Source organism: Vibrio sp. TRT 2004 (assembly GCF_050113735.1).
GTDB lineage: Bacteria > Pseudomonadota > Gammaproteobacteria > Enterobacterales > Vibrionaceae > Vibrio.
This window is the reverse complement of sequence record NZ_JBNJOH010000003.1, coordinates 78,541-97,776: the sequence shown is the minus strand read 5'-3', so window position 1 is coordinate 97,776 and position 19,236 is coordinate 78,541. Positions and strand designations below refer to the sequence as shown.

General features: G+C 46.0%; 14 protein-coding genes and 2 tRNA genes. 6 read left to right on the top strand and 10 right to left on the bottom strand.

All coding sequences use genetic code 11. The annotated features are described in order from the left end of the window. Positions 1-266 precede the first annotated feature (266 nt). The 3 genes from gltB (at position 267) to ACQEXR_RS02305 (ending at position 6,687) form a co-directional block, all read left to right on the top strand. Positions 267-4,730 carry a glutamate synthase large subunit gene (gene gltB, locus ACQEXR_RS02315; protein WP_426950728.1) on the top strand — a complete coding sequence of 1,488 codons (4,464 nt, stop codon included), beginning with the start codon at positions 267-269 and terminating at the stop codon, positions 4,728-4,730. Between the two features lie 20 nt (positions 4,731-4,750). Next, a complete protein-coding gene (locus ACQEXR_RS02310; RefSeq protein ID WP_331427072.1) occupies positions 4,751-6,163 on the top strand; it encodes an FAD-dependent oxidoreductase in 1,413 nt (470 codons plus the stop codon). A 95-nt stretch (positions 6,164-6,258) separates the two neighbouring features. Further along, positions 6,259-6,687, top strand: a complete 429-nt coding sequence (locus ACQEXR_RS02305; RefSeq protein WP_331416202.1) for a DUF1499 domain-containing protein — start codon at positions 6,259-6,261, stop codon at positions 6,685-6,687. Positions 6,688-6,748: 61 nt separating this feature from the next. Here ACQEXR_RS02305 and truB read toward each other — a convergent pair whose 3' ends face one another. The 10 genes from truB to ubiT form a co-directional block, all read right to left on the bottom strand. Further along, a complete protein-coding gene (gene truB, locus ACQEXR_RS02300) occupies positions 6,749-7,699 on the bottom strand; it encodes a tRNA pseudouridine(55) synthase TruB (RefSeq protein WP_426950726.1) in 951 nt (316 codons plus the stop codon). Then, complete coding sequence (rbfA, locus tag ACQEXR_RS02295; RefSeq protein WP_138972553.1) at positions 7,699-8,109, bottom strand: 30S ribosome-binding factor RbfA; 411 nt, start codon at positions 8,107-8,109, stop codon at positions 7,699-7,701. Before rbfA ends, truB begins: the two co-directional genes overlap by 1 nt. A 113-nt stretch (positions 8,110-8,222) precedes the next feature. Next, on the bottom strand, positions 8,223-10,910 hold the full coding sequence (infB, locus tag ACQEXR_RS02290) for a translation initiation factor IF-2 (RefSeq protein WP_426950725.1): 2,688 nt from the start codon (positions 10,908-10,910) through the stop codon (positions 8,223-8,225). 22 nt (positions 10,911-10,932) lie between these two features. After that, a complete protein-coding gene (gene nusA / locus ACQEXR_RS02285) occupies positions 10,933-12,420 on the bottom strand; it encodes a transcription termination factor NusA (protein WP_138972555.1) in 1,488 nt (495 codons plus the stop codon). 24 nt (positions 12,421-12,444) lie between these two features. Continuing rightward, the gene (rimP, locus tag ACQEXR_RS02280; RefSeq protein WP_269376563.1) at positions 12,445-12,900 is read right to left on the bottom strand and encodes a ribosome maturation factor RimP; all 456 of its coding nucleotides are present in this window, start codon (positions 12,898-12,900) and stop codon (positions 12,445-12,447) included. A gap of 206 nt (positions 12,901-13,106) precedes the next feature. Further along, positions 13,107-13,183, bottom strand: a tRNA-Met gene (locus ACQEXR_RS02275). Positions 13,184-13,239: 56 nt separating this feature from the next. Beyond that, positions 13,240-13,323: transfer RNA gene (locus ACQEXR_RS02270), tRNA-Leu, on the bottom strand. Between the two features lie 31 nt (positions 13,324-13,354). Beyond that, positions 13,355-13,687, bottom strand: coding sequence for a preprotein translocase subunit SecG (gene secG, locus ACQEXR_RS02265; RefSeq protein WP_138972557.1), 333 nt, complete (start codon positions 13,685-13,687; stop codon positions 13,355-13,357). 226 nt (positions 13,688-13,913) lie between these two features. Further along, positions 13,914-14,417, bottom strand: a complete 504-nt coding sequence (locus ACQEXR_RS02260; RefSeq protein WP_331416198.1) for an N-acetyltransferase — start codon at positions 14,415-14,417, stop codon at positions 13,914-13,916. Further along, complete coding sequence (gene ubiT / locus ACQEXR_RS02255; RefSeq protein ID WP_138972559.1) at positions 14,401-14,928, bottom strand: ubiquinone anaerobic biosynthesis accessory factor UbiT; 528 nt, start codon at positions 14,926-14,928, stop codon at positions 14,401-14,403. The genes ACQEXR_RS02260 and ubiT overlap by 17 nt, the downstream gene beginning before the upstream one ends. Before the next feature lie 198 nt (positions 14,929-15,126). Here ubiT and ACQEXR_RS02250 point away from each other — a divergent pair, with 198 nt between their 5' ends. The 3 genes from ACQEXR_RS02250 to ACQEXR_RS02240 all read left to right on the top strand — a co-directional run bounded on the left by ACQEXR_RS02250 (position 15,127) and on the right by ACQEXR_RS02240 (position 19,193). Next, positions 15,127-17,166: a sensor domain-containing protein gene (locus tag ACQEXR_RS02250; protein ID WP_427019694.1), complete on the top strand. Its 2,040-nt coding sequence runs from the start codon at positions 15,127-15,129 to the stop codon at positions 17,164-17,166. A 114-nt stretch (positions 17,167-17,280) separates the two neighbouring features. Continuing rightward, entirely contained in the window at positions 17,281-18,294 is a 1,014-nt protein-coding gene (ubiU, locus tag ACQEXR_RS02245; protein WP_331416196.1) for a ubiquinone anaerobic biosynthesis protein UbiU, read from the top strand. A gap of 20 nt (positions 18,295-18,314) precedes the next feature. Next, positions 18,315-19,193, top strand: coding sequence for a U32 family peptidase (locus ACQEXR_RS02240; RefSeq protein WP_426950722.1), 879 nt, complete (start codon positions 18,315-18,317; stop codon positions 19,191-19,193). Positions 19,194-19,236: the final 43 nt, after the last annotated feature.

The window sequence follows — 19,236 nt, the reverse complement described above, 5'->3', positions numbered from 1 at the left end:
TGAATTCTATAGATAATTACAGCGTATTCCGTGGTAAATTGTATATTAGCGTGATTTTCCACCAAGAACTTGACCTTTTTCATAATAACCTATACGTTGTGAAGTCGATGAAAATGAATTCGTCAAATTTTGTTAAATGTTTTAAGAACATTTACTGCATATCTATACGATATATAACAATTAAAATGAATAGTTAGTCATAAATACCAACCCTTTAAATGTTGGTAGTTCTGTCGGGATGACAGAAAAGCAAAGGGAGAATTGCAATGGCTCTATACGATCCTAGTCTCGAGAAAGACAACTGTGGATTTGGCTTAATTGCACATATGGAAGGTGAGCCAAGCCATAAACTGGTACGTACCGCAATTTCAGCACTTGATCGCATGACCCACCGTGGCGGCATCGCGGCTGATGGAAAAACGGGTGACGGATGTGGTCTATTACTGCAAAAGCCCGATTCATATCTACGTCTTATTGCCGAAGAAAATGGCTTTAAGCTTGGTAAACAATATGCCGTTGGCATGATTTTCTTTAACCAAGACCCAGCCAAAGCACAGCAAGCAAAAGACATTATCAATCAAGAACTTGCCCAAGAAACTCTGACTGTATCTGGCTGGCGTGACGTGCCAACCAACCCAACAGTACTCGGACCAATTGCCGCAGATTCTTTACCAAACATTCAGCAAGTTTTTATTTCAGCGCCTGCTGGCTGGCGTGAACGCGATATTGAACGTCGCCTATATATCGCCCGCCGCCGTATTGAAAAACGCATTGTTGATGATAGTGAGTTCTACGTCTGTAGCCTGTCGACACAAGTCATAGTGTACAAAGGTCTATGCATGCCAGCCGACCTACCAAGGTTTTATCTCGACTTGGCAGACCTGCGTATGGAATCTGCTATCTGTTTGTTCCACCAGCGTTTCTCGACGAATACTCAGCCTCGTTGGCCACTCGCTCAGCCATTCAGATATCTGGCTCACAATGGTGAAATCAATACGATTCAAGGCAACCGACAATGGGCTCGAGCACGAGCGTACAAATTCGCGTCACCACTGCTACCTGACCTGCAAACAGCTGCACCCTTCGTTAACGAGACAGGTTCAGACTCATCAAGCTTAGACAACATGCTCGATCTGTTTTTAGCTGGGGGTATGGATATCTTCCGTGCGATGCGAATGCTCGTTCCGCCAGCGTGGCAAAACCACCCTGATATGGATCCTGACTTACGTGCCTTCTATGATTTCAACTCCAAACACATGGAACCGTGGGATGGCCCTGCTGGTATCGTCTTATCAGATGGTCGTTACGCCGCATGTAACCTTGACCGTAATGGCTTACGTCCTGCTCGTTATGTCATAACAAAAGATAAGTTAATTACGTTAGCGTCTGAGGTTGGTATCTGGGACTACGCTCCCGATGAAGTCGCAGAAAAAGGACGAGTGGGTCCAGGCGAGCTTTTAGTTATTGATACTCGCCGTGGAAAGCTTTGGCAATCAAGTGAGATCGATAATGACCTCAAAGATCGCCACCCATACCGTGAATGGATGGAAAATAATGTCCATAAACTGACACCATTCTCTAAGTTGCCAGAAGACCAAGTGGGCGAACGTAGCTTCGATGAAGATGAACTAAAGACCTATCAAAAGCAGTTTGCGATGAGCAACGAAGAGGTTGATCAGGTATTGCGTGTTCTTGGCGATATGGGACAAGAAGCAGTCGGCTCAATGGGTGACGATACGCCAATGGCAGTGTTGTCGTCTAAAGAGAGATTGATTACTGATTATTTCCGTCAGAAATTCGCTCAGGTAACCAATCCACCGATCGATCCACTTCGTGAAAAACACGTCATGTCATTGGCGACCAGTGTCGGCCAAGAGATGAACGTATTCTGCGAGACCGACGGTCACGCTCATCGTGTAACCTTTGATTCACCGGTTCTGCTTTACTCAGACATGCAGCAACTACTTGAGTTAAGTGATGAGCACTACCGTAGTACGGTACTAGACATCAACTACAATCCCGACGACAAAGACCTTGAGCAAGCGATTCTTGATCTTTGTGATCAGGCAGAGCAAGCGGTTCGCGAAGGAACCGTTCTCGTGGTTCTCTCAGACAAAGTACTACAAAAAGGCCGATTACCGATCCCAGCAGCCATGGCTGTAGGGGCAGTACAAAGCCGATTGATCGATGCAAACCTTCGCTGTGACGCCAACATCATCGCCGAAACAGGCACTGTGCGAGACCCTCACCAATTTGCAGTACTGCTTGGTTTCGGTGCAACAGCGGTTTATCCATATCTGGCTTATGAAACCTTAGCGAAAGTCATTGATGATGGTGCTATCGCCAAGAGCTATCGACAGGTGATGCAAAACTACCAGAGTGGCATCAACAAAGGTCTATACAAGATCATGTCGAAAATGGGCATATCAACCGTTGCCTCATATCGTTGCTCTCAACTATTTGAAGCAGTAGGTCTAAGCCAAGATGTCGTCGATCTCTGCTTCAAGGGAGTCACAACCCGAATTCAAGGGGCGAACTTCGAAGACTTCGAGCAAGATCTTTACAATCTGTCTCGCAAAGCATGGACGAAACGTAAGCCAATTGAACATGGTGGATTGTTGAAATACGTTCACGGCGGCGAATACCACGCCTACAACCCAGATGTCGTAGGTACGCTACAACAAGCGGTAAAATCTGGTGACACTTCTGATTACCGAAGCTTTGCTAAGCAGGTAAACGAACGTCCCGTTGCTATGCTGCGCGACTTAATGCACCTGAAGACATCGTCAACGCCGCTGCCATTAGAAAAAATTGAACCGAGTACAGAACTCTTCAAACGTTTTGACTCGGCGGCGATGTCAATCGGTGCATTGAGCCCAGAAGCTCATGAAGCCCTAGCAACCGCGATGAACCGTTTAGGCGGTTACTCAAACTCAGGCGAAGGTGGTGAAGATCCAAGACGTTTTGGTACAGAGCGCAACTCACGCATTAAACAGATTGCTTCTGGTCGTTTTGGTGTGACACCACACTATCTGACCAACGCAGATGTACTGCAAATCAAAGTAGCGCAAGGAGCAAAACCGGGTGAAGGTGGACAGTTACCGGGACATAAAGTCACCGCTGAGATCGCGAAACTACGTTACTCAGTACAAGGGGTAACACTGATTTCTCCGCCACCACACCACGATATTTACTCTATCGAGGATCTCGCTCAGCTGATTTTCGACCTAAAACAGGTCAACCCAGAAGCACTGATTTCGGTCAAACTGGTTTCTGAGCCGGGCGTTGGCACTATTGCGACGGGTGTTGCCAAGGCATACGCCGATTTAATTACCATCTCAGGTTATGACGGTGGTACTGCGGCTAGCCCATTAACGTCGGTCAAATATGCTGGCAGCCCTTGGGAACTGGGTCTTGCAGAAACTCAGCAAGCGTTAGTCGCCAATGGTCTACGCCATAAGATTCGTCTTCAAGTCGATGGTGGCTTGAAAACTGGACTTGATGTCGTTAAAGCTGCGATTCTTGGTGCAGAAAGCTTCGGTTTCGGTACGGCGCCTATGGTTGCTATGGGTTGTAAGTTCTTACGTATCTGCCACTTAAATAACTGCGCGACTGGCGTTGCGACTCAAGATGACACCTTACGCAAACAGTACTTCAAAGGCCTGCCGGAAATGGTGATGAACTACTTTATCGGCCTCGCTGATGAAGTGCGTGAGTTACTTTCACAACTTGGGGTTGAGAAACTGACTGACTTAATCGGTCGCACCGATCTCTTAGAAGCCGTTGAGGGGCTAACAGCGAAACAGAGCAAGCTAGATCTTTCGGGTATTCTTGAATCACCAATATCGCCACAAGGCCACCCTCTTTACTGGACGGAATCAAATGCTCCATTTGATAAAGCTGAATTGAACCAAAAGATTGTCTCGGATGCGCTTGAATCTATTGAGGCATGTCAGTCTAAAGACTTGTTCTACAAAGTAATTAACACTGACCGTTCTATTGGCGCTCGTTTATCTGGTGAAATCGCGAAACGCTATGGCAATCAAGGTATGGCAGCAAGCCCGATTAGGCTTCACCTAGATGGTACTGCTGGTCAGTCATTTGGTGTCTGGAATGCTGGCGGTGTTGAACTTTACCTGACAGGCGATGCGAACGACTACGTGGGTAAAGGTATGGCTGGAGGCAAAATTAGCATCAAGCCTCACCAAGGCACTGCCTTCCAGTGTAATGAAGCAACGATTATTGGTAATACCTGTTTGTATGGCGCGACTGGCGGAAAACTTTTCGCAGCAGGTACGGCAGGAGAGCGATTTGGTGTCCGTAACTCAGGTACGATTGCCGTGATTGAAGGTGCAGGTGACAACGCTTGTGAATACATGACGGGTGGTATTGTCGCTATCCTTGGTGCGACCGGAGTTAACTTTGGTGCGGGTATGACAGGCGGTTTCGCTTACGTGCTTGATGAGAACGAAGAGTTCCAAGGACGAGTAAACCAAGAATCTGTCGAAGCGATTGCGCTATCGGATCTTTATATCCACCAAGAACACCTGCGCGGTTTGATCGCTGAGCACCTAGAAGAAACAGGCTCAGTCCACGCAGAAAACATCCTAGCGAACTTTGATGAATGGATTCCGAAGTTCTACTTGGTTAAACCGCAGGCAGCAGATTTAAGTACTCTGCTTGGTCATCAAAGTCGCAGTGCCGCAGAACTTCGCGTTCAAGCGCAGTAATCATGGAGGATGTTTGAATCATGAGTCAGAACGTATACCAATTTATCGATGTTCAGCGCGTCGATCCTGCGAAAAAACCAATTAAAATTCGTAAGATCGAGTTCGTTGAAATCTATGAACCCTTTACTAATCAGCAAGCTACCGCTCAGGCAGATCGCTGTTTAGACTGTGGTAACCCTTACTGTGAATGGAAGTGTCCGGTTCACAACTACATTCCTCAGTGGCTAAAGTTAGCGAATGAGGGGCGAATTCTGGAAGCGGTAGAACTCTCTCACCAGACCAACAGTCTTCCAGAAGTTTGTGGACGCGTCTGTCCGCAAGATCGTCTTTGTGAAGGTTCTTGTACCCTAAACGAAGACTTTGGTGCGGTCACTATCGGTAATATCGAAAAGTACATCACCGACAAAGCCTTTGAAATGGGCTGGAAACCGGACATGTCTAAAGTGGTTTGGACAGATAAAAAAGTCGCGATTATCGGTGCAGGTCCTGCTGGCCTTGCCGCTGCGGATATCTTGGTCCGAAACGGTGTGAAGCCGGTTGTCTTCGACCGCTACCCTGAAATTGGCGGCCTACTTACGTTTGGTATTCCATCGTTTAAACTTGAAAAAGGCGTGATGGAAAACCGTCGTCGAGTATTCACTGAAATGGGCGTTGAGTTCCGTTTGGGTGTAGAAGTCGGTAAAGACATTGAGATGCAGCAGCTTGTCGATGAATATGATGCCGTCTTCCTAGGTGTAGGAACCTACAAGAATATGCGTGCCGGACTTGAGAATGAAGATGCTCAAGGCGTCTACGATGCCTTGCCTTTCCTTATCTCCAATACTTATAAAGTAATGGAGTTACCGAGTGAAGAAGCATTTATCGATATGGCAGGAAAAAAGGTCGTTGTCCTAGGTGGTGGTGATACTGCGATGGACTGTGTTCGAACTTCGATTCGTCAAGGCGCCTCCAACGTTATCTGTGCGTATCGTCGTGATGAAGAAAACATGCCTGGCTCACGTCGAGAAGTGAAAAACGCTAAAGAGGAAGGCGTCGACTTCATGTTTAACTTACAGCCTCTCGGTGTCGAAGTTGATGCCAGTGGTAAAGTCTCTGGTGTTAAAGTCGTTAAAACTGCGCTGGGTGAACCCGATGATGCTGGACGACGTCGTCCTCAACCCGTAAAAGGCAGTGAACACGTGCTTGCTGCTGACGCTGTCATCATGGCGTTTGGCTTCCAGCCTCATCAAATGTCATGGCTAACACCTTTTGGCGTCGAGCTCGATGAGTGGGGGCGTATTAAAGCGCCGTCGGATCAGGAGTTTATGTTCCAAACCAGCAATAAGAAAATCTTTGCTGGTGGTGACGCGGTTCGTGGATCTGACTTGGTTGTAACAGCCATCGATGAAGGACGTAAAGCGGCTGAAGGTATTCTCGACTTCCTAGAAGTTTAACCTCTCATAACCACGAAAAAGGATCCTATTTTTGGATCCTTTTTTTATTTAAAACATATAATTATCTGACCAGTTCCAATACTAAGGAATCCAAGATGAAAAAAGGGGCTCTCCTTTCTCTGACCCTACTCACCTTAACGGCATGTAGCCAAGGAGTCACAACCATGACAGATCGCACTTCGCTCCCTTGTGGTGACAAACCTAACTGTGTCTCGACTCAAGATGCACGAGAGAAGCATCAGCTTGCACCCTTTACTTTGGCGAGCAGCACCAGTATTGATGCCATCGAAGCTGCCGCGCTGCAATTACCCGGAGCTAAAACAGCCGTGAAGGAGCAGGATTATCTTCGTATTGAATGCACCTCAAAGATCATGCGATTTGTTGATGACCTCGAATTACGCATTGAAGGTGAACAGCTGTTGGTACGTTCTGAGTCTAGAATGGGTTACTCCGACTTTGGCGTTAACCGTAAACGCGCGGATCAACTTCGTACCCTTCTGAGTGAAAAAGGGCTCATCCAATAGCATTTAGAATGTGGTGTAATATAAAGCCGAAGCAAGTGCTTCGGCTTTTCTCTAGATGGTATTACTGCTGAGTCTCATCTCGGAAGACAACCAGTCGCTTCGGAGCGACTTTGCCATCTGCGTTGACTTCAGCCACACCGATGAAGAGTTTCTCTTCTCCAGATGTCATGCGAAGTGGGGTACCTTCTGGCGCACCAAACACTTGGACTGGCATACCGTGCTGAACAAGATCGGTAAGCTCTGCGTTAAGGTTAACTTCCGGCAGATCTTCTACTGCGGTATCCATTGGTAATAGCAGTGGATCAAGTAGATCTTTCGGTGCAATCTCCTCACGTTGAGCTTGCTCAAGCAACTCATTCAGTTGCTCTAACGTCACCATCTTCTCGTAAGGGTAATTTGCAACCGCGGTACGACGCAGCATAGTGACATGAGCACCACAACCAAGCATTTCACCTAGGTCATCAACGATTGTGCGAATGTAAGTACCTTTCGAACAGTGTACTTCCATTTCCACTTCATCGCCTTCAAAGCGATGCAAGATGATTTCATAAACCGTGATCTTGCGTGATTCTCTCGGTACTTCAATACCTTGACGCGCATACTCGTACAAAGGCTTACCTTGGTACTTGAGCGCAGAGAACATTGAAGGCACTTGATCAGATTCACCGCGAAACTTATCGATACAAGCGAGCAGCTTATCCATATCAACATTGATAGGACGCGTCTCTACCACTTCACCATCAGAATCAGAGGTATCGGTTCTCTCACCAAGCTTAGCAATCACACGGTAGCGCTTGTCGGAATCAAGCAAAAACTGCGAGAACTTGGTTGCTTCACCGAGGCAGATCGGCAGCATACCTGTCGCTAGGGGATCCAGTGCACCCGTATGACCTGCTTTCTCAGCAAAATAGATTCGCTTTACTTTCTGCAGTGCATCGTTCGATGAAATTCCCGTTGGTTTATCCAACAGAATCACACCGTTAATTGGACGACCTTTACGACGACGAGCCATTAGCTGTCTTCCCCAGTCTGTTCTTCTTCACGACCTGAGTCTCTTTGCTTACGCTTATCTTCGCTAACGACTTCAGAAACAAGGTTCGACATACGCATACCTTCAACCAAGGTGTTGTCATAGTAGAAACGAACTTCTGGCGTTAAACGCAGACGGATACGCTTGCCTAGCATCATGCGGATATGAACTTCATGCTCACGTAATGCTTCAAGGCATGACTCTGGTGTTTGCTCACCAACACAAAGGAAGGTAACAAATACTTTTGCATACGCTAGATCACGTGACACTTCTACATCAGAAATCGTCACCATGCCTAGGCGTGAATCACGAACTTCGCGCTGAAGGATCAGAGCGAGCTCTTTTTGCAGCTGTTGTGACACTCGCTGCGTGCGGCTAAATTCTTTTGACATATCTTTTCTCTTATTAGAAAGAATGGGGGGATGGTCGTAACCAGCCCCCCATGGCGTATTCAACAACCAATTACAGCTTATCTTAAGAAGATCTTGCTCGTAATTTTAGTCAATTAATCAAGAGTACGTTTAATCTCTACGATTTCGAATACTTCGATCTGGTCACCAACGCGAACATCATTGTAGTTCTTAACGCCGATACCACACTCGTAGCCATTCTTAACTTCTTGAACGTCATCTTTAAAGCGACGTAGTGATTCTAGCTCACCTTCGTAGATAACAACGTTATCACGTAGTACACGGATAGGGTTGCTACGCTTAATTAGACCTTCAGTAACCATACAACCAGCGATTGCACCCAGTTTCGGTGACTTAAACACGTCACGTACTTCAGCAAGACCAATGATCTCTTGCTTGAATTCCGGAGCAAGCATACCGCCCATTGCTTGTTTCACTTCATCAATTAATTGGTAAATGATTGAGTAGTAACGTAGGTCAACACTTGCCGCTTCAACCGCACGACGCGCAGAAGCGTCAGCACGAACGTTAAAGCCAAGGATGATAGCGTTTGAAGCTTCAGCTAGAACTGCGTCAGTTTCTGTAATACCACCAACACCAGAACCCACGATGTTTACTTTCACTTCGTCAGTCGATAGTTTCAGTAGTGAGTCTGCAATCGCTTCAACAGAACCTTGAACGTCAGCCTTCAGTACTACGTTCAGTTCAGCAACTTCACCAGCCGTCATGTTCGAGAACATGTTCTCTAGTTTAGATTTCTGCTGACGTGCAAGTTTCACTTCACGGAACTTACCAGCACGGTAGTTAGCAACTTCACGCGCTTTACGCTCATCACGTACTACAGTCGCTTCGTCACCTGAAGAAGGCACGCCTGAAAGACCTAAGATCTCTACAGGGATAGAAGGACCCGCTTCTGTGATTTCTTTACCAAGCTCATCACGCATCGCACGAACACGGCCGTACTCTTGACCACAAAGAACGATATCGCCTTTGTTTAGTGTGCCTGACTGAACAAGTACTGTAGCAACTGGACCACGACCTTTGTCTAGTCGAGATTCAACAACTACACCAGACGCCATACCTTCTTTCACAGCTTTAAGTTCAAGAACTTCAGACTGAAGAAGGATTGCTTCTAGAAGACCGTCAATGTTAGTACCCTGTTTCGCAGAGATGTGAACGAACATGTTCTCACCACCCCACTCCTCAGGAATTACGTCGTACTGAGCTAGCTCATTCTTAACGTTGTCTGGGTTTGCGTCTTCTTTATCGATCTTGTTAACCGCAACAATCAGTGGAACGCCTGCCGCTTTCGCGTGCTGAATCGCTTCAACTGTTTGTGGCATAACGCCATCGTCCGCTGCAACAACAAGAACAACGATATCCGTCGCTTGAGCACCACGAGCACGCATAGCGGTAAACGCCGCGTGTCCAGGAGTATCAAGGAAGGTGATCATGCCGTTGTCTGTTTCTACGTGGTATGCACCGATGTGCTGTGTAATACCACCTGCTTCACCAGACGCAACGTGTGTGCGACGAATGTAGTCAAGCGTAGACGTTTTACCATGGTCAACGTGACCCATGATAGTAACAACAGGTGCGCGAGGAACGGCTTCAGCGTTGTTGTCACGATCTGACAGTACCGCTTCTTCCAGCTCATTCTCTTTACGCAGAATAACTTTGTGGCCCATTTCTTCAGCAACTAGCTGAGCCGTCTCTTGGTCGATAACTTGGTTGATAGTCGCCATAGCGCCCATCTTCATCATCACCTTGATAACTTCTGTGCCTTTAACCGACATCTTGCTAGCAAGTTCAGATACAACGATTGTTTCGCCGATCACAACGTCTGCTTTAGCAACAGTAGCGGTCTTATCGAAGCCTTGCTGCATTGAAGCTGGCTTAGAAAGTCTGCCTTGCTTACGGCCTTTACCACCACGTTGGTTGCGGCTAGGGCGAGGTGGCTCTTCATCTAGAGAAGATTTCTTTTTCTTCCTGCGACGAGCGCCTTCTTCTTTGCGGTCAGCAGCATCTTCTGCTTCACGTGCATACGAAGAAGTAGTCACATGGTAGTCAGAGTTTTCAAGCTCTTTCTTCTTCTGTTCTTCTTCATTCCAACGAGCTTCATTTTCTTCAGCTAGTTTACGAGCTTCTTCAACAAGCTTTGCAGCTTCTTGTTCAGCTTTACGTTGGGCTTCTTCTTCCTGACGACGTTTTAGTTCGTCAGCTTCTTTTTTCGCTTGCGCATTAGCGTCCGCATTTTTTGCATTCATGTCTTTCTTAGCCTTATCAGCTTGTACGCGCTTTGCCTTTTCTTCTGCGTCACGTTTTGCATCCGCTTCTCGCTTCGCTTTCTCATCGGCCTCGCGTTGTGCTTTCTCTGCAGCTTCACGTTTTGCTAGCTCTTCAGCCTCACGCTTCGCAAGCTCTTCAGCTTCACGCTTTGCTGCTTCCTCAGCCTCACGTTTTGCGTCGTCTTCGATAATGCTGCGCTTAACATAAGTTCGCTTCTTGCGTACTTCTACTTGAACATCCTTACTCTTGCCGCCACCAGCATTTACGCTAAGTGTGCTGCGAGTTTTACGCTGTAGAGTTAAACGAGTTGGCTCAGATTCACCCGTAGTGTCACCGTGCTCTTTCTTTAAGTGAGTCAAAAGTTTCTGCTTTTCTTCATCAGAAACCTGATCACTGCTCGCTTTGTTCATACCAGCATCAGCAAGTTGTTCAATTAAGCGGTCCACTGGAGTTCCAATTTCTTCACTCAGTGCCTTAACAGTAATTTGTGTCATGCCGCTTTCTCCTTGCTGAAAATTATGCTTCGTCGCCGAACCAACAGATGTTACGAGCTGCCATAATTAGCTCACCCGCACGCTCTTCGGTCAGGCCTTCAATACCTTCAAGATCATCGATGCCCTGATCAGCTAGGTCTTCTAGTGTTGATACACCTTTAGCTGCCAGTTTAAATGCCATCTCACGCTCAAGACCTTCAAGGCCTAGTAGGTCTTCTGCTGGCTCAACGCCTTCGAAAGACTCTTCTTGTGCTAGCGCAAGAGTCGTTAGTGCATTCTTAGCACGATTACGTAGTTCTTCGACTAGATCTTCATCTAGACCATCAACTTCAAGTAGTTCGTTAACTGGAACGTAAGCAACTTCTTCTAGAGTTGAGAAGCCTTCTTCAACAAGCAGTTGAGCAAAGTCTTCTTCGATATCTAGGTGCTTCATGAAGCTATCAATAGCAGCTTGAGACTCTTCAGCATGTTTCTTGTGAAGATCTTCTACTGTCATTACGTTAAGTTCCCAACCAGTCAGTTGAGATGCAAGACGTACGTTCTGACCGTTACGGCCGATAGCTTGTGCTAGGTTGTCCGCTTCAACTGCGATATCCATAGCATTCGCATCTTCATCTACGATGATAGAAGCAACGTCTGCAGGCGCCATTGCGTTAATTACAAATTGCGCTGGGTTATCGTCCCAAAGAACGATATCGATACGCTCACCACCAAGCTCACCAGAAACGGCTTGTACACGTGCACCACGCATGCCAACACACGCACCCACTGGGTCAATACGTTTGTCGTTTGTTTTCACTGCGATTTTTGCACGAGAACCTGGATCGCGAGCTGCACCTTTAAGCTCAATAATCTCTTCCGCAATTTCAGGAACTTCAACACGGAATAGCTCAGCAAGCATTTCAGGCTTCGAGCGAGTAACAAATAGCTGGAAGCCACGCGCTTCTGGAGCCACTTTGTATAGTAGACCACGCACACGGTCACCTGGGCGGAAGTTTTCACGAGGAAGTTGGTCATCACGTAGGATTACTGCTTCCGCGTTGTTACCTAAGTCAAGAACAACCGTTTCACGGTTTACTTTCTTAACTACGCCAGTAACAAGTTCACCTTCATTGTCGATGAACTGTTCAACGATTTGTGCACGCTCTGCTTCACGTACTTTTTGTACGATAACTTGTTTAGCAGTTTGAGTCGTAATACGGTCAAATGTTACAGACTCAATATCATCTTCAACGTAATCACCTAGTTGAACTTCTGCATCATCGTACTGAGCAGCTTCTAGAGAGATTTCCTTCGTTGGATGTTCAACGTTTTCTACTACTAACCAACGACGGAAAGTTTCGAACTCGCCCGTTTTACGGTCAATTTGAACACGAACGTCAATTTCGATTTCGTGTTTTTTCTTAGTAGAAGTTGCTAGAGCAATTTCAAGGGCTTCAAAGATACGCTCACGAGGTACCGCTTTCTCATTCGATACCGCTTCTACTACCGCTAAAATTTCTTTACTCATTTTAAATAGCCTCTAAGACTTTAATTAAAATTTAGGGATCAGGTTAGCTTTTGAGATATTGCTTAGTGCAAACTCTTCTTCATTACCATCAACAGTAACAGAGATAGTTTCACCATCCACTGAGTGGATTACACCTTTCCACTTGCGACGGTTGCCTACAGCCATCTTCAAAACGATGCTTACCTCGTGACCAATAAATTGTTCATAGTGTGCAGCTTTGAAAAGTGGTCTTTCTAAACCTGGTGAAGACACTTCAAGGTTGTAAGCCACTGTGATTGGATCTTCAACGTCCATAACCGCACTTACTTGACGGCTAACTTCCGCACAATCTTCGACAGTAATGCCGTTTTCGTGGTCGATAAAAATACGCAACGTTGAATGCTCGCCTGCGCGAATAAATTCTAATCCAACTAACTCATAACCTGATGCAGCTACAGGAGCTTCAAGCATTTCAGTAAGTTGTCTTTCTAAACCAGTCATTTTAACCACTCCAGAAACAAAAAAAGGGCTCACAGCCCAATTTAAATTCCAAGCAAAGCTCTAAATTTCTCTTCAGAAATTTAGATAACAAAAAACCCCGAAAAGTCGGGGTTTTTTGTTGCTGGACCCTGATACGTTAAGCAAAATCATTGTCGCTTAACTCGCAGTATCGCTACTGCGCAAACTTGTCCAAATCCTAACAGGATTGGTTGCGGGGGCCGGATTTGAACCGACGACCTTCGGGTTATGAGCCCGACGAGCTACCAAGCTGCTCCACCCCGCGTCCGACTTGTCGAGCATTATACGCTCTCCAAGGTGTTTTACAAGTTTGTAAATCAATGGTGCCGAGAGAGGGACTCGAACCCTCACACCTAAGGCACTAGCACCTCATGCTAGCGTGTCTACCAATTTCACCATCTCGGCAGCTAATTCTATTTCTCAGCTAGAAAATAGCTTATTGAGGAATTTCACTACCTTGAGGGGCAGGAATTTCACTCGCATCGTCAGCTTGCTGGATAACTTGACCTTGTGTTGGGTCAACCCACTGAGATTCAGTTTTGTGTGTAGACATATTGCCTAGCACCAAGCTGAGGACGAAAAATACTGTTGCAAAAATTGCAGTCATTCGGGTTAGGAAATTACCTGAGCCGCTTGCGCCAAACACTGTGTTTGATGCGCCTGCACCGAATGAGGCTCCCATATCTGCGCCTTTACCTTGTTGAATCAACACTAGGCCGATTACACCAACCGCTGCCAACAGGTAAATCACAAGTAGAACTGTAAACATTGTTTCCACCTATGTTCCAAATTGTTGAGCCAGCGCCGCTCGAAAACATTACTTTTCAATAGGTTTTTGAACAAGGCTAGCGACCTCCTTATCGAAGGCCGAGCAATACTAGCGAAACACGCTATTGCTGACAAGTAGATTTTTGCAAAAAATTAGCTACTGGCCGCCAAGCGGTCAAAAAAAGGACAAAACGATAATTTTTCATCCTTTTCTGCGGCGAACAAAGCTAAAGTTCTGAAAATTCTCTGCTGTATTCGATCAAACCTGTGCGCTGATTTAGCTCTCCTTCCACTAAACCTAGCACCTGAAATGCACCTTGAGGGACATCCCACTGACAACGCATATTATGCTTTTCGCTTGCTTCAAAGCCAAATCGAGCATAATAAGCAGGATCACCAAGTACCACGCAAGCTGGGTAGTCAAACTCCAGTAAAGAAGCTAATCCTTCTTTAACGAGATCGGCGGCAATTCCCTTGTTTCGGTAATCGTGACGAACAGCTAGTGGCGCTAATCCCTGCCAGTTTAGGTCTTCACCGTCTAATGTGACCGGACTAAACAGTACATAACCCACGACTTCACCTTCATCGTTGCAAGCAACAAGCGACAATGTACGGCGACCATTTTCTCTTAGTGTCATCACTAAGTTCGCTTCTGCTTCTGTGTCGAAGGCTCCTTTTAGAAGTCTATCGACCGCCAGAATATCTGCTGGTGCTTCAGTTCGAATAAGCATTTACAACCTCTTTGTGTGTTGAAGGCGATTGTAAGCCTTTTTGCACAAATTCGGCTAGCTGATTTAACAAGGTCTGAACAGCTTTCGGCAATGAATCAAGATCGACACTGTCCATCAAGTTTTTGACTTCCAAACCCAATTCCGTATCACCTTCTATGGTTAGGCGACGTTGGAAAAACAGGGTATCAGGATCTTCTTTGCGTCCGGCAATCAAAACTAAGTCATTCAGATTCCCTCCAAACAACACATCTTCCTTCACACTTTTATCACCAACGACAAGCTGTTCGTCTTGATAGCTAATCAGCCAACTCAGCTGCATATCTTTTACTTCAACTTTTAACCACTTATCTTCAAGGAATTCGAAATCCCCATCTTCAAGAGCCTCTTTAAACACCGTTTTTAGCCCTTCAAGCAAGGCTTTTTTTTGTACAGATTGAGGCAATAAGTGGACTGGAGATCGCAAAATTGATGCAGCGTTTTGAACTAGTTGAGTGCGAATCTTGTTAATCACGCGAATTATCCGTTACTTTGTGGGTTGGAATTGCTCATCATAAAGTATGTTTAACTAACGATTCCTGTTATTTGTCAAAGAATCTGCGTGATGCCTGAAACTCTTTAAACTACAGGCAATGACAGTTATAGTTATTACATCATTCATATTCACAACCGATGTGAATCACAAGCTCTGTTGGAGAGTTGGAAAAACTTGATGCTATCGCAACAATTACAGCACTGGTTTAAAGAAATAACGGCTAACAGCCCGTTTTTTTTCGCTATCTTAGATAACCAGCATAATTATGCCGTGGTTAACGGGCGCTATTGTGATATCGCAGGTCTTACTCCTCCTGAACTGGTTGGTATGAGTGACAGCCAGATCATGGGGCAACAGTTTTATAATCATCTCAAGCCTTATTATGATCGCGCTTTTAAAGGCGAATCGATCGAAGCTGAGATGACGATGGGTGATCTCGACTTAGAGACCAGCCTGCATTTCAATATCTCGCCACTGAATACCGATGGTAAGATCGAGCACATCATCTTTCATGCTCTCGACACCTCTGAAAAACAGATCCTCATTCGCTCTTTGGAAGAGTCAGAAGGTAAGTTTTCGACTTTGACCTCTCTCGTTCCTGAGGGAATCATGTTAGTGGAAGACGATTGCATCATTTCAGCAAATCCTGCTGCGTTAAGATTACTTGGTTTTGAGTCGGTACAAGATCTACTCGGAGAAAACCTTTCACGGCTATTTGTCGATGAAAAAACAAAAACGGTTTTTTCTAGCTCATTAGTCAACTCACTCGGTGAAGCACCATTAACGTGTTTGACTGGTCCTCGCTGTGGATTTGAACGCAAAGTCCAGCTGTTAGCTGACGCGACAATGATTCTCGGTAGTGATTCTCAACTGGTTTTGATCCAAGATGCAGATTCGACACCTAAGAAGCTCTCTCCAACACAACATGAAGATGCGCATGTTGACTCACTCACTGGCTTGTATAACCGTTTCGGATTCACCAAACGTTTAGAGCAACTGATCCACAACGATACGCCGTTGATCATGCTCTATCTTGATATCGATAACTTCAAAAATATCAACGACTCACTTGGCCACCATATTGGGGACAAAGTGATCAAGGAAGTCTCTTCTCGTCTTAAGCGTCTTTTACCTCCACATGCGGTTTTAGGGCATTTAGGAGGAGATGAGTTCGGCATCATACTGCCTGAACCTGATAATAATCGCATGGCAGAAATGCTGTCAGAACGCATTATCTCTCTCGTGAATCAACCGTTTGATCTACACCACTTCAGCAAGCGACTTGCGTGCTCTATTGGTAGTGTTGCCTACCCTGGCGATGGCAACGATGCTCGTATCTTGCTACAAAACGCTGACACAGCAATGTATGAGGCCAAGGATCGTGGTCGCAACCGACTGATCAAATTCAACGATCAGATGAACAAAGAAGCTCGTATGCGCTTATGGCTGGAAATCGAATTACAGAAAGCGCTGCAACAAAATGGACTTGAGGTGTGGTATCAACCTAAAGTCAATGCGCGAGACTTCAGTATCAATGGCGCAGAAGCACTGATTCGTTGGAAACATCCCGTAGAAGGCTATATTAGCCCTGGTGCATTTATTCCTGTTGCGGAACGAGCTGGCTTGATCGAGCATTTAGGCCGAGTGGTCATGCGCGAGGTCTTTGCCACAGTCAAACGCTGGAAGCTGCAAGGTATTTTACCGGGTCGAGTGGCGATCAACCTCTCCCCTGAACAATTTGGCAACCCTAAGTTAATCGACTACATGGAGAAGTTGCTGCGCACAACAGAATTAGATCCAAGCTGTATTACTTTTGAGCTGACAGAAAGTGCGGTGATGAGTGATAGTGAGCACACTCTTCAAATGTTGAATGCGATTAAGCGACTAGGTTTTGCTCTATCAATCGATGACTTCGGAACAGGCTATTCATCGCTCTCCTACTTAGCGAGATTTCCAATCGATGAACTCAAAATTGACCGAGCATTTATCTCTGATATTGATACGCTGCCTAAACAAATCACAGTCATAGAAAATATCATCAATCTAGGTAAATCACTCAATTTGACTGTCGTCGCCGAAGGTGTAGAGACACAGCAACAAGCGACTCTGCTGTCTAATCTAAACTGTAACTCAATTCAAGGCTTCCACTTCCATCGCCCTCAGCCAAGACAAGAGGTTGAAGAGCTATTTGCACAAAATCGTCGCCACAAAAACTAACCCTAAGTAATTATTTCACTTAGAAACTCACTCAAACCTGCCTTACATCAAATTCGCCATTCATAATTCTTCATAAAATGCTCAACAATTTTATGAGACAGTCTGGTAAGAGCAATGGAACTCCTATGCCCTGCAGGTAACTTGCCTGCACTAAAAACTGCAATTGATTGTGGCGCTGATGCGGTTTACATCGGTTTTAAAGATGATACCAATGCCCGTCACTTTGCGGGTTTAAACTTTACAGGTAAGAAACTGGAAAAAGCCGTTCAGTACGTTCATGACCATAAGAAGAAGATTCATGTCGCTCTCAACACTTTCGCTCATCCAGACGGCTTTAGCCGTTGGACCGATGCGGTCGACCGTGCAGCGGATAATGGCGTAGATGCTCTGATTGTGGCAGATATCGCGGTACTTGATTACGCATCGCAAAAGTATCCTGACTTAGAACTTCACTTATCAGTACAGGCCTCGGCAACAAACGTCGCGGCTATCGATTTCTACAAGAACAACTTTAACGTCAAGCGCGTTGTTCTGCCTCGTGTTCTTTCGATTCATCAGGTGAAACAGCTATCACGTAATATCACCAGCGATGTCGAACTTGAAGTGTTTGCGTTTGGCAGCCTATGCATCATGTCTGAAGGACGCTGCTATCTCTCCTCATACATGACTGGCGAATCACCAAACACAGTGGGGGCATGCTCGCCTGCTAAATATGTTCGTTGGCAAGAAACCGAGAAAGGGCTTGAGTCTCGCCTCAACAACATTCTTATTGACCGTTACAGCGAAGGTGAAAATGCAGGTTATCCGACCTTATGTAAAGGCCGTTTCACCGCCGATCTAGAAGAGCAAACCAAGGCTTATCATGCTTTGGAAGAGCCAACCAGTTTGAACACCCTCTCTATGCTCCCTGAGCTGTTTGCCGCGAACGTAGCCTCGGTAAAAATCGAAGGACGCCAACGCAGCCCTGCCTACGTGGAGCAGGTGACACGTACTTGGCGAGCCGCTATTGATCGCTATCTCGCAAACCCTGAAGGCTACCAAGTCGAAGCGGCTTGGGATGCGACTCTAGCAAACGTGTCAGAAGGTAAGCAAACAACACTCGGTGCATACCACCGCAAGTGGCAGTAGAGGTCAATATGGAAAAAAACATGAAATACGCGCTTGGCCCACTACTCTATTTCTGGCCAAAGCAGGATGTCGAAGCTTTTTATAATCAGGCTAAAAGCAGTTCAGCAGATATCATTTATTTGGGTGAAAGTGTTTGCTCTAAACGACGTGAAATGAAACCAAATCATTGGTTTGATATTGCCAAAGAGCTTAATTCTGCTGGCAAACAAGTTGTCCTTTCGACCATGGCTCTTCTCGAAGCGCCGAGCGAAGTCAACATCATGAAGAAGTACATCGATAATGGTGACTTCGCGATTGAAGCCAATGACGTTTCTGCAATCCAGCTAGCCTCTGAGCGTAAGGTACCGTTTGTGGTTGGCCCTGCGGTCAATACTTACAATGCCCACACACTCAACCTGTTTCTTAAACAGGGCATGATCCGTTGGTGCATGCCTGTCGAGCTGTCTCGTGAGTGGCTGAGCAAAGTATTAACCCAATGTGATGAGATTGGTATTAAGGATAAGTTCGAGGTCGAAGTCTTCAGTCATGGCTACCTACCTTTGGCTTACTCAGCTCGATGCTTTACCGCAAGAGCAGAGAATCGTGCCAAAGACGATTGTGAGACCTGCTGTATTAAATACCCAACAGGCATTCAAGTAAGCAGCCAAGAAGGCCAGCAAGTGTTCAACCTGAACGGCATCCAGACTCAATCAGGCTATTGCTATAACCTGATCAACGATCTGCCAAGTATGCAAGGATTGGTCGATGTCGTACGCCTGAGTCCACTTGGCCTCGATACCTTCTCGCAAGTTGAAAAATTCCGCGCGAACGAGAGTGGTCATAGCCCAGATCAAATCGATAACCGTCAGTGCAACGGTTACTGGCATCAACTGGCCGGTCTAGAAGTGAAGAACGTCTAGTTAAATTTATGACACATGATAAAGGGCTCAAATGAGCCCTTTT

What these genes read in the sequence shown, in the direction of transcription:
- gltB (WP_426950728.1), top strand. Translation starts at nt 267, where the DNA reads ATGGCTCTATACGATCCTAGTCTCGAGAAAGACAACTGTGGATTTGGC.
- ACQEXR_RS02310 (WP_331427072.1), top strand. Translation starts at nt 4,751, where the DNA reads ATGAGTCAGAACGTATACCAATTTATCGATGTTCAGCGCGTCGATCCT.
- ACQEXR_RS02305 (WP_331416202.1), top strand. Translation starts at nt 6,259, where the DNA reads ATGAAAAAAGGGGCTCTCCTTTCTCTGACCCTACTCACCTTAACGGCA.
- truB (WP_426950726.1), bottom strand. Translation starts at nt 7,699, where the DNA reads ATGGCTCGTCGTCGTAAAGGTCGTCCAATTAACGGTGTGATTCTGTTG.
- rbfA (WP_138972553.1), bottom strand. Translation starts at nt 8,109, where the DNA reads ATGTCAAAAGAATTTAGCCGCACGCAGCGAGTGTCACAACAGCTGCAA.
- infB (WP_426950725.1), bottom strand. Translation starts at nt 10,910, where the DNA reads ATGACACAAATTACTGTTAAGGCACTGAGTGAAGAAATTGGAACTCCA.
- nusA (WP_138972555.1), bottom strand. Translation starts at nt 12,420, where the DNA reads ATGAGTAAAGAAATTTTAGCGGTAGTAGAAGCGGTATCGAATGAGAAA.
- rimP (WP_269376563.1), bottom strand. Translation starts at nt 12,900, where the DNA reads ATGACTGGTTTAGAAAGACAACTTACTGAAATGCTTGAAGCTCCTGTA.
- secG (WP_138972557.1), bottom strand. Translation starts at nt 13,687, where the DNA reads ATGTTTACAGTTCTACTTGTGATTTACCTGTTGGCAGCGGTTGGTGTA.
- ACQEXR_RS02260 (WP_331416198.1), bottom strand. Translation starts at nt 14,417, where the DNA reads ATGCTTATTCGAACTGAAGCACCAGCAGATATTCTGGCGGTCGATAGA.
- ACQEXR_RS02250 (WP_427019694.1), top strand. Translation starts at nt 15,127, where the DNA reads ATGCTATCGCAACAATTACAGCACTGGTTTAAAGAAATAACGGCTAAC.
- ubiU (WP_331416196.1), top strand. Translation starts at nt 17,281, where the DNA reads ATGGAACTCCTATGCCCTGCAGGTAACTTGCCTGCACTAAAAACTGCA.
- ACQEXR_RS02240 (WP_426950722.1), top strand. Translation starts at nt 18,315, where the DNA reads ATGAAATACGCGCTTGGCCCACTACTCTATTTCTGGCCAAAGCAGGAT.